The organism is Psychrobacter sp. UBA2514, from assembly GCF_002341255.1.
Lineage (GTDB): Bacteria > Pseudomonadota > Gammaproteobacteria > Pseudomonadales > Moraxellaceae > Psychrobacter > Psychrobacter pacificensis.
Window position 1 is genome coordinate 72,990 of sequence record NZ_DDNS01000027.1, and the last position, 9,592, is coordinate 82,581.

Consider the following 9,592-nt stretch of genomic DNA (forward strand, 5'->3'; position numbering starts at 1 on the left):
AAATCATGTCCTTGTCGCTGTGGTTTATGCTGTTTATATTAGAAACGGTCTATTGTTGGTGGATTATAGGCTATGGCGGCGCAAAGTGGATAGAGGGCTGGAAGTCGTTTTTTATGATTGACTGGTTTGCCCTTGATTGGACAGCGGAGCAGATCCGCCTCTATGTGCTCATTATTTGGGACTTTAGTGTGATTTGGTTTATTGTTGGCGTTATCAAGCCCGAGCTAAGATTTAATTATTAGCTCAGGCGTTTTATGCCCGTTTTTAACCAAACACACGCTCAAACTCCGTTTCATCAAAGCCGCACAACAATATTGGCTGACCTTGATTTTTATCGTCAATCTGACCTTCCACAATCGGACGTTTGATCATACTGGTATTTTCAACCAATAGCTCAATGGCATTGTCCACACTGGCGTCAGCCGCTTGCTTTTGGCTCTCCTCTAGCTTGCGCCATGTTGTGCCGCGCTTATTGAGCACTTTATCAACCCCTAACGCATTTACCCAGCGCTGTACTGTATCTTTATCGACACCTTGTTTTTTATAATCATGAAACTCATAGCTAACGCCCAGCTCGTCTAGCTTAGTGAACGCCTTTTTCATCGTGCTACAAGACTTGATACCGTAAATGGTGATGGTCATGATGACTCCTTATCATTATTCATAAATACTGGTGAACGTTTCTATTATACCGGAGGCTGACTGGATATAAAAAATACCTCACTTTTAATCGGCAAACCTTATTAGCGAATGCATCATATCGTCGCAATTTTCGCCAAATTACGCTATGCTATGGCATTGTCAAATTCCACCTATTTTGATCAGTATTAAACAAATCCGTCTTAAATAAATCAGTATCAACCAATTTCGAGCCGACTATGAGCAACGCCGTGACAGCAGACCAAACCGACAACCATCATTATAACCCGCAAGCGATCGAAGCTGCGCAGCAGACCAAATGGGCCACTGACAAGCGCTTTGAAGTCAGCAATGAGCCAAGCGACAAACCAAGTCGTTACATGCTGTCGATGTTCCCTTACCCAAGCGGCAAGCTGCATATGGGCCACGTACGTAACTATACGATTTCTGACGTCTTAAGCCGTTATTACCGCCTAAAAGGGTATGAGGTCATGCAGCCAATGGGCTGGGATGGTTTTGGCTTGCCAGCTGAGAACGCCGCGATTGCCAACCAAACGCCACCTGCTGCGTGGACGTTTGCCAACATCGACAATATGCGCGCGCAGCTAAAACTACTTGGCCTGTCTATTGATTGGTCACGCGAGTTTGCCACTTGTAGCCCTGAATACTATCAGTGGGAGCAGTGGCTATTCTTGCAGTTGTACAAAAAAGGCCTAGTCTACAAAAAGCTATCGACGGTCAACTGGGATCCCGTTGACAATACTGTCTTAGCAAACGAGCAAGTCATTGATGGCAAAGGCTGGCGTAGTGGTGCGGCAGTCGAAAAACGCGACATCCCCATGTATTACTTCAACATCACTGACTATGCCGATGAATTGCTCGACGATTTGGATCAACTAGAAGGTCATTGGCCCTCTGAAGTATTGACCATGCAGCGCAACTGGATTGGTCGTAGTGCCGGTATGGAAGTACATTTCCCTTATGAGATTGCTGGCGAAGAAAACACCTTAGATGTATTCACCACTCGTCCTGATACTTTGATGGGCGTGACTTATGTCGCCGTTGCCGCAGAGCATCCACTTGCCCAATACGCTGCTGAAAAAGACGACATGATTGCCCAGTTCTGTGCCCTTTGCAAAAAAGGTTCAGTGGCTGAGGCCGATCTCGCCAAAGCCGAAAAAATCGGTATGGACACAGGTCTGACTGTGACGCATCCTTTAACTGGCGAAGAAGTGCCAGTTTGGGTCGCCAACTACGTGCTGATGAGCTACGGCTCAGGTGCAGTGATGGCCGTGCCTGCTCACGATGAGCGTGATTATGAATTTGCGGTGAAGTACAACCTACCGATCAAGCAAGTCATCAATACCCCTGATGGCTATTTTGATGATTTAAAAGCGGATGCTAAGGCAAATGATAGTGAAGTCAATCTTGCTTATACCGAGCGCAACACTCTGGTCAATTCAGGTGAGTTTGACGGTTTAGATTTTGAGCAGGCGTTTGATGCCATGCTTGCCAAACTTGAGCCAAAATCGCTGGCCAAGAAAAAAATCCAATACCGCCTGCGGGATTGGGGCGTGTCGCGCCAGCGCTATTGGGGCTGCCCTATCCCAATGATCAACTGTGAGCATTGTGGTACGGTACCTGTTGAAGAGCAAGATTTGCCCGTTGTGTTGCCAACCGACGTCGTACCTGATGGTCGTGGTAATCCACTCAAGAATATACCAGAGTTTGTCAATACCACTTGTCCTAAATGTGGTAACCCTGCTGAGCGCGAGACCGATACCTTTGACACCTTTGTAGAGTCAAGCTGGTATTACGCCCGCTTTGCTAGCCCAACTGACACACAAAACATGGTCAACAAGTCTGCTGCCAATAAATGGCTGCCAGTCGATCAATACGTGGGCGGTGTTGAGCATGCAGTAATGCATCTGTTGTATGCGCGCTTCTTCCATAAGCTCATGCGAGATGAAAACTTGGTCACAGGCGATGAGCCATTTGCCAACCTAATGACGCAAGGTATGGTACTCGCTGGCACCTTCTACCGTGTCAACGCGGATGGCAGTACCACTTACTACTTTGCAGAAGACATCGATATCGACTACAACGACCGTGGACAGCCGATCAAAGCGACCTTAAAGCTGGATGGTCAGCCAGTCACGATTGGCAAAATCGAAAAAATGTCTAAATCAAAAAATAACGGTGTCGATCCACAGTTGACTATTGATAAATACGGTGCGGACACGGTACGTTTATATACGCTATTCACTGCACCTGCCGATCAGACGCTTGAATGGTCAGATGACGCGCTAAAAGGCCCTTATAACTTTGTGAAAAAAGTATGGCGCATCGCTAATGATCACATGCAAGCGCTAACGGCCGCTAATATCAGTATTGATACGCTGAACGGTGCGACATTGAACACAGAGGGTCTGAGTAAAGAAGCCAAAAACTTACGCCGTAAGACGCACGAAACCATCGCCAAAATTGATAGTGATTTGGGTGATCGTTTAGCACTCAACACTCCAGTATCAAGCCTGATGGAACTTGCCAACGAGTTGACTGCCTTTAACGCCAGTAGCGAGCAAGAGCTACACGTTAAACACGAAGCGTTGACCAATCTGCTGATTATGCTGTCTGTCTATGCGCCGCACGTTGGTGAGCATTTGCTTGAGCAGCTCGGCCTTGATACTTTAACCTTAGATTACCCGACTGTTGATGAAAGTGCGCTGGTACAGGACATGATCACAATGGTCGTTCAGGTCAATGGTAAGATGCGTGGTAAGATGGATGTCGCACCGAACAGCGATCCTGAGCAACTAAAAGAGCAAGCCCGCACGATGGAAAGTGTGGCAAAGTTCATCACAGGCGAGATCAAAAAAGAAATCGTCGTACCCAACAAGCTGGTTAATATCGTGGTTGCAGGCTAGTCGCCTAGGCTTAGTGCTCTAAGCCTTTTTATCATATGAGGATAGCGTTTATGTCATATAAGCATCAAGCTTGGCAATCACAACCAACGCCAAGCGCACTGCACTTTGGTACAAACAGATCTGGTACAAAGAAGCTTGCAACCGCAATACTTACAGCATTACCCATGTTTGCGATATTGGGTGCAACGGCGGGGCTTAGTGGTTGCGGTTTTCAGCTACGCGGCTATGATTCGCCAATGCTGCTCAATGCCAACAAAACAGCCGTCATTATCGAAGACAATCGCACCTCATTTCCTCTAAAATTGCCATTGACACGCCGCCTAACCAAATTAGGTGTCGATGTCATTGGCAATATGACAGTTGATGATGTGATTCGCAGCAATCAACAAGCTGGTGCTAAACCGATTGCAGCGATCGATATCAGTAACGTGCGTTTTAAACGTTACGAGTTGGTGGGTGTATTGACAGAGATTCGCTTGGTACTCTCTGCTGATGTCAGCTACCAGACGATCGAGAATGGCAAGCCCGTCACGCTTACCAATCCCATCCAAGTCGAGCGTAGCTATCAATACAATGAAGCATCAGTCAGTACTGATGACCAGCAAGGCGACCAAATTCGTGATTGGCTGTATGACAGCTTGGCACGCCGTATCACGGATCAATATGTGGCGATTTCGCTACCAAAAGTTGCACCTGCTGCCAAGCAGTCTGTACTGATGAATAAAGGCGCAACGCCAACGGTTGTCGTCGTACCTGAGAAGTAACTTTTAACAAATACTGTTATTAAGCTCTATCATTTGCAGCCATTTAAGTATGAAGAACAACGAGCGTACGCACTAACTTAGTCAGCTAAGCAAGTTCGACAGCGCTCGTCATATTTTTACAAATGCTATCATCTGTTTACCAACCTGTGTCCTACCACGCTATGCAAAATACCTTTATACAAGCTTATCCCAAACTCCTGCAATCTTCGGTTGCGGTAGCTGGCTTGTGGCTGGCGCATGGTGACGAGCCATTACTCAGTCAATGGCTGATTGATGCGCTGCGTCCACATTGGCGCGCGCAAAACTACGCCATCAAACGTATAGAGCTGATATCGGTGAAGAGTTGGCAAGAAGTATTGTCAGAGCTTGGCAGCCAGTCTCTATTTGATGATGCGAGTGCCGTAATCGTGACTGGCAATCATAAACCTGATAAAGCAGTTATTGCTGGGCTTGAGCGCTTTGCTGTTGAGGCGCAAACAGGTGCGCACAGTCATAGCGTATTATGGCTAACACCTAAGCAAGACAAACGCAGTCAGAGCAGCAAGTGGTTTGCCCCTTTTGCTCAATACGGCACTGTCATTGATTGCAATTTATACAACGAGCAGCAGCGCCAGCAGTTGTTGCAAATACAGGCGCAGAAGTTTGGATTACGACTGTCACAAGAAGCGTGGCAACTTCTTATGTCACACACTGAGCACCACCTACTCAGTGCTTATCAAACGCTATGGCGCCTGTCTTATCTGTTTGCACCGCAATTAGCTACTAGCAATAGTGATAATAATGAAGATAACGAGCACTATAATAGTTTTACACAGCCGGTAAATAATGTGGCATTGGATATTGCAGACTTACAAGCAGCCTTAGTCAGCGACGCGCAATTTAGCGTGTTTGATTTGTCTGATGCGATGCTTGCAGGTAATAGCACGCAGGTTGCCAAAATTATGTTTCAGCTAAAATCGACCGATGAGCCTACTACTTTAGTACTCTGGGCTATTAGCAAAGACATGCGTCAAATTATCCAACTGCTGGATGGTCAAGACCCTCAAGCATTAGGCATTTGGCGTAGTAAGCAAGGGTTATACCAACAAGCGTGCCGCCGTCAGTCAAAAGAACAAACGAGCGAATGGCCTGCTCTGCTCTATCGCTGTGACCAAGCCATCAAAGGCCTTATTCGCCAACCAGCATGGGAGCTGTTATTGCAAGCAGCATTGGAGCTAGCTGGTAAGCGTTTGTTTGCGATGCGATAGACGAGTCGCTAATGATTGGGCATGCCTTTCTATTTTTTCCCCTTTCTATTACTTTTTTGTCAAAGTCATCCTACTGAAAAGATTTTCTAAAACACACCTCTTTCTTATCCATTGCTAAATATATTCTTTCTAATATCCCACCATTAGCAGCCACTTATTTTCTGTCATGTTATCTGTGCTACATAGGCCTTAACCTTTCGTAAACTAATTATCATTCCCTTTCGCACATGAAGTCTCTACTATATCTACACTTGATTTAATTGTGATTGGATTGTTGTCATGCGCAAAATAAGCAGAAAATCTGCTATTAAATGGGGTGTCATCACCTTAATTATCGTAGCATTAGGGGCTTTGGCCTATACTTTTTTAAAACCAGAAGAAACCACACCTAACTATTTAACCGCAACCGTTGAAGTCGGTGATATTGAAAACAATGTCATGGCGTCTGGTAAAGTAAAAGCGTTAAATACCGTTGATGTCGGCGCGCAGGTATCTGGCGAGGTAAAACGCCTGTACGTTGAAGTCGGTGATGAAGTCAAGCAAGGCGATTTGATCGCACAGATTGACCAAGTGACCCAAAAAAACAACCTGAGCAACGAACAAGCCAGCCTTGAGCAAAGTGAAGCCGCGCTACAAAGCGCGCAAGCAGAGTCGCTCAGCAAACAGGCAGCACTAAAAAGTGCCTATTCCGATCTTGCTAGCCGCCAATCTGAGCTCAAACAAGCACAGTCTGATTTTGCCCGTTTGCAAGACTTAGTCGCTATCGATGCTATCTCACAACAAGAATATGACACGCAGGCGACCAGTGTCGAGACTGCAAAAGCAGCCGTTGCCAATGCACGTGCGGCTATCGACACAGCTAAAGCCGCGATTGCGACCACAGAAGCCAATATCAACAGTCAGCAAGCAGCATTACGCAAATCACGAACTAACGTCAGTACTGCTGAAGAAGATCTAAGCTATACCACGATTCGTGCACCAATATCAGGTACAGTCGTTTCTATTACGACTGAGCAAGGTACTACGGTCAATGCTAACCAAACGGCGCCCACATTGGTGACGTTAGCAGATTTATCGACCGTACGTATCAACGCGCAAATCTCAGAAGCTGATGTCATTAACGTCAGTGCTGGTATGCCTGCTTATTTCAATATTATCGGTAATCCAGACAAACAGTATGATGCGACATTAACCGCTATCGAACCTGCCCCAGAGCAGATCAGTAGCACCAGCTCGACAGACGCTGCTATCTATTACATCGGCTACGTAGAAGTACCAAACCCTGACCGCTTGTTCCGAATCGATATGACGGCACAGATATATATCATCGTCAACGAAGCCAAAAACACTCTATTAGTACCATCAACAGTGATACAAGAAAAGCGAGCTAAAGAGAAAGGCAAATCAACAACGGGCAAGTTTGTACGTGTATTAAAAGATGACGGAACCGTAGAAGAGCGTACTGTAGAAGTCGGTATTGATAACCGAGTAAATGCGCAAATCTTAAGTGGTTTGAAAGAAGGGGAAGAAGTAATCATCAGTGAAGAGAGCGGTAAGAAATCAGATAGCGGCCGCGTACCTGGTGGACCTCGAATGTAACTTGTGCTTTGACTATGTTGAGTAAGAAAGGCTTGCTAAACATAGCAGCCCTTTCATAACAACACTATAACGCTTATTAGCCTTTATTAAAGACATTGCTATGACTATATCTCAATCTCCTAAACCGTCGACTGAAGATAGCTCTGAAAGTAGCACGGCTCAAAACTTAGGGTCACACACTTCTGCTAATCGCTCAAACAACTCAGCAAAAACCAATACCGCTAACCACTCTGCATCAGGCAAGCCCATTATGGAACTATCTGGCATTATCAGAGAGTTCCCTGCTGGTGAGCAAACCATTCGCGTCTTGCATGATATCAATCTGACGATTCACCAAGGTGAGATGGTCGCTATCATTGGACAGTCAGGCTCTGGTAAGTCCACTTTGATGAATATCTTAGGTTGTCTAGATCAAGCCACTGCTGGTGACTATAAGATTTATGGTCAATCCGCCCGTAAGCTTGATGCCGATCAGCTAGCAGAACTGCGCCGTGAGCACTTTGGTTTTATTTTTCAGCGCTATCATTTGCTTGGTGATATCAGTGCCAAAGACAACGTCGCCGTCCCTGCCGTGTATGCGGGCATGGATACCGAGGCACGCACCAATCGTGCTGAGAAGCTACTAACTGACCTCGGCCTTGGCAATAAGGTCAACAATCGTCCCAATCAGCTCTCAGGTGGACAGCAGCAGCGTGTTTCTGTCGCTCGTGCACTGATGAATGGTGGCGATGTTATCTTAGCAGATGAGCCAACTGGTGCCCTAGACAGTAAGTCTGGCGAAGATGTCATGGCGATTTTGCATGACCTCAGCGCACAAGGTCATACCATTATCATGGTCACTCATGATCCAAAACTAGCAGCACAAGCAGAGCGTGTGATTGAGCTCAAAGATGGCCATGTCATCGCTGACTATCAAACTGAGCATTATAAGCATACAGACAAAAAACCAGAATCTATCCTTGGCGAGCATCGCAAAAGTGCCTTTGGTAGTTTTATTGATCGACTGCTTGAAGCTTTCAAAATGTCTTTGCTTGCCATGCGCGCGCATAAGATGCGTACTCTACTAACGATGCTCGGCATTATTATCGGTATTGCCGCAGTCGTATCTATCGTAGGTCTTGGACAAGGCTCTCAGCAGCAAATCCTTGCCAATATCAGCTCGTTAGGTACCAATACCATTACTGTCAATGATGGCTACCCTAGAGGCGATCCTAGACGCCGTTATAATGATGACAATTTGACACCAGAAGATGCAGAGGCGGTCGGCAATCAGCCCTATATTATCAGCGTCAGCCCTCAGGTAAATGCCAGCTCTAGTGTCCGCTATCGTAATATACAGGAGGATGCTACCGTCAATGGCGTTGGTGAAGACTATCTAACCGTCACTGGTGAGACATTAGCACTGGGCCAAGGGTTTGATGCAAAAAGCATTACATTACGTAGTCAAGATATCATCATCGATGACAACGCTAAACAGACCTTTTTCTCAGACATTGATAACCCTGTTGGCGAGGTAATATTGGTTGGTAGTGTGCCTGGACGCGTGATTGGCGTACTTGAAGAGAGCGATGGTGGCTTTGGTCCCAGTGTAACGACGCCTACTATCTATATGCCTTATACGACAGTGATGTCGCGCGTCACCGGTAGTACCAATATCGACCGCTTTGTGGCGTTGTTAGATGATAGTATCTCTTCTAGTGCCGCAGAGACGGCCATCTCTGACTTGATAGAAAGTCGCCATGGCAAAGATGACTTTGAGCTACGAAATTCAGACTCTATCCGTCAAACCATTGAGTCAACGACAGGTACGATGACCCTACTTATCTCATCAGTTGCAGTTATTTCGTTGATTGTTGGTGGTATTGGGGTCATGAACATCATGCTAGTCTCTGTCACCGAGCGCACTAATGAGATTGGTGTTCGTATGGCAGTAGGTGCGCGTCAAAGCGACATCATGCAGCAATTTCTCATTGAGGCCGTTCTAGTCTGTATCCTAGGGGGACTGATTGGTATTGGAATGGCATTTGCCATTGGTGAGCTGATTAATAGTGTGGGCGGTGACAGTTTCAAAGTCATCTACTCACCGACTTCTATTATTGCCGCATTTGTTTGCTCGACATTGATTGGCGTAGTATTTGGATTCTTGCCAGCACGTAATGCTGCCAAACTAGATCCTGTTGAGGCGCTTTCTCGAGACTAATAATTGAGTATTGACTCGCTTTAGCCAAAAATAGAGCAGTCAATATCGATATAATGGCAAAAATTTAAAGAAACTGGAATAAATTGGCAATTTTATAAGAGAATTACACTTTTTTTATCCTGTGGGGTTGTAATTGTCAGAATTATATATATAATGTGCTCTCACGTTTAGGGATACAAACACTTTAAACGTTAGGGCTGTTAGCTCAGTTGGTAG

The 9,592-nt window shown here is 45.9% G+C and carries 7 protein-coding genes; 6 read left to right on the forward strand and 1 reads right to left on the reverse strand.

Annotated elements, in window-relative coordinates:
- Window positions 1-5 precede the first annotated feature (5 nt).
- Window positions 6-242 (forward strand): hypothetical protein, encoded by a 237-nt coding sequence (locus tag B3V51_RS08745; protein ID WP_286708276.1) that lies wholly within the window; start codon window positions 6-8, stop codon window positions 240-242.
- Between the two features lie 22 nt (window positions 243-264).
- Here the strand turns inward: B3V51_RS08745 and B3V51_RS08750 are convergent, their stop codons facing one another.
- A complete protein-coding gene (locus B3V51_RS08750; protein ID WP_286708277.1) occupies window positions 265-642 on the reverse strand; it encodes an arsenate reductase in 378 nt (125 codons plus the stop codon).
- A gap of 236 nt (window positions 643-878) precedes the next feature.
- Here B3V51_RS08750 and leuS point away from each other — a divergent pair, with 236 nt between their 5' ends.
- From leuS to B3V51_RS08775, 5 genes are all read left to right on the forward strand, one after another.
- Window positions 879-3,566 (forward strand): leucine--tRNA ligase, encoded by a 2,688-nt coding sequence (leuS, locus tag B3V51_RS08755; RefSeq protein WP_212563800.1) that lies wholly within the window; start codon window positions 879-881, stop codon window positions 3,564-3,566.
- A 50-nt stretch (window positions 3,567-3,616) separates the two neighbouring features.
- A complete protein-coding gene (locus tag B3V51_RS08760) occupies window positions 3,617-4,330 on the forward strand; it encodes a hypothetical protein (protein ID WP_286708278.1) in 714 nt (237 codons plus the stop codon).
- Between the two features lie 161 nt (window positions 4,331-4,491).
- Complete coding sequence (holA, locus tag B3V51_RS08765; RefSeq protein WP_286708279.1) at window positions 4,492-5,577, forward strand: DNA polymerase III subunit delta; 1,086 nt, start codon at window positions 4,492-4,494, stop codon at window positions 5,575-5,577.
- A 279-nt stretch (window positions 5,578-5,856) separates the two neighbouring features.
- Window positions 5,857-7,176 (forward strand): efflux RND transporter periplasmic adaptor subunit, encoded by a 1,320-nt coding sequence (locus B3V51_RS08770; RefSeq protein ID WP_212563802.1) that lies wholly within the window; start codon window positions 5,857-5,859, stop codon window positions 7,174-7,176.
- A gap of 250 nt (window positions 7,177-7,426) precedes the next feature.
- On the forward strand, window positions 7,427-9,376 hold the full coding sequence (locus tag B3V51_RS08775) for a MacB family efflux pump subunit (RefSeq protein WP_284719809.1): 1,950 nt from the start codon (window positions 7,427-7,429) through the stop codon (window positions 9,374-9,376).
- Window positions 9,377-9,592 lie beyond the last annotated feature (216 nt).

Coding starts and splice junctions, on each gene's coding strand:
- B3V51_RS08770 (WP_212563802.1), top strand. CDS start 5,857: ATGCGCAAAATAAGCAGAAAATCTGCTATTAAATGGGGTGTCATCACC.
- leuS (WP_212563800.1), top strand. CDS start 879: ATGAGCAACGCCGTGACAGCAGACCAAACCGACAACCATCATTATAAC.
- B3V51_RS08745 (WP_286708276.1), top strand. CDS start 6: ATGTCCTTGTCGCTGTGGTTTATGCTGTTTATATTAGAAACGGTCTAT.
- B3V51_RS08760 (WP_286708278.1), top strand. CDS start 3,617: ATGTCATATAAGCATCAAGCTTGGCAATCACAACCAACGCCAAGCGCA.
- B3V51_RS08750 (WP_286708277.1), bottom strand. CDS start 642: ATGACCATCACCATTTACGGTATCAAGTCTTGTAGCACGATGAAAAAG.
- holA (WP_286708279.1), top strand. CDS start 4,492: ATGCAAAATACCTTTATACAAGCTTATCCCAAACTCCTGCAATCTTCG.
- B3V51_RS08775 (WP_284719809.1), top strand. CDS start 7,427: ATGGAACTATCTGGCATTATCAGAGAGTTCCCTGCTGGTGAGCAAACC.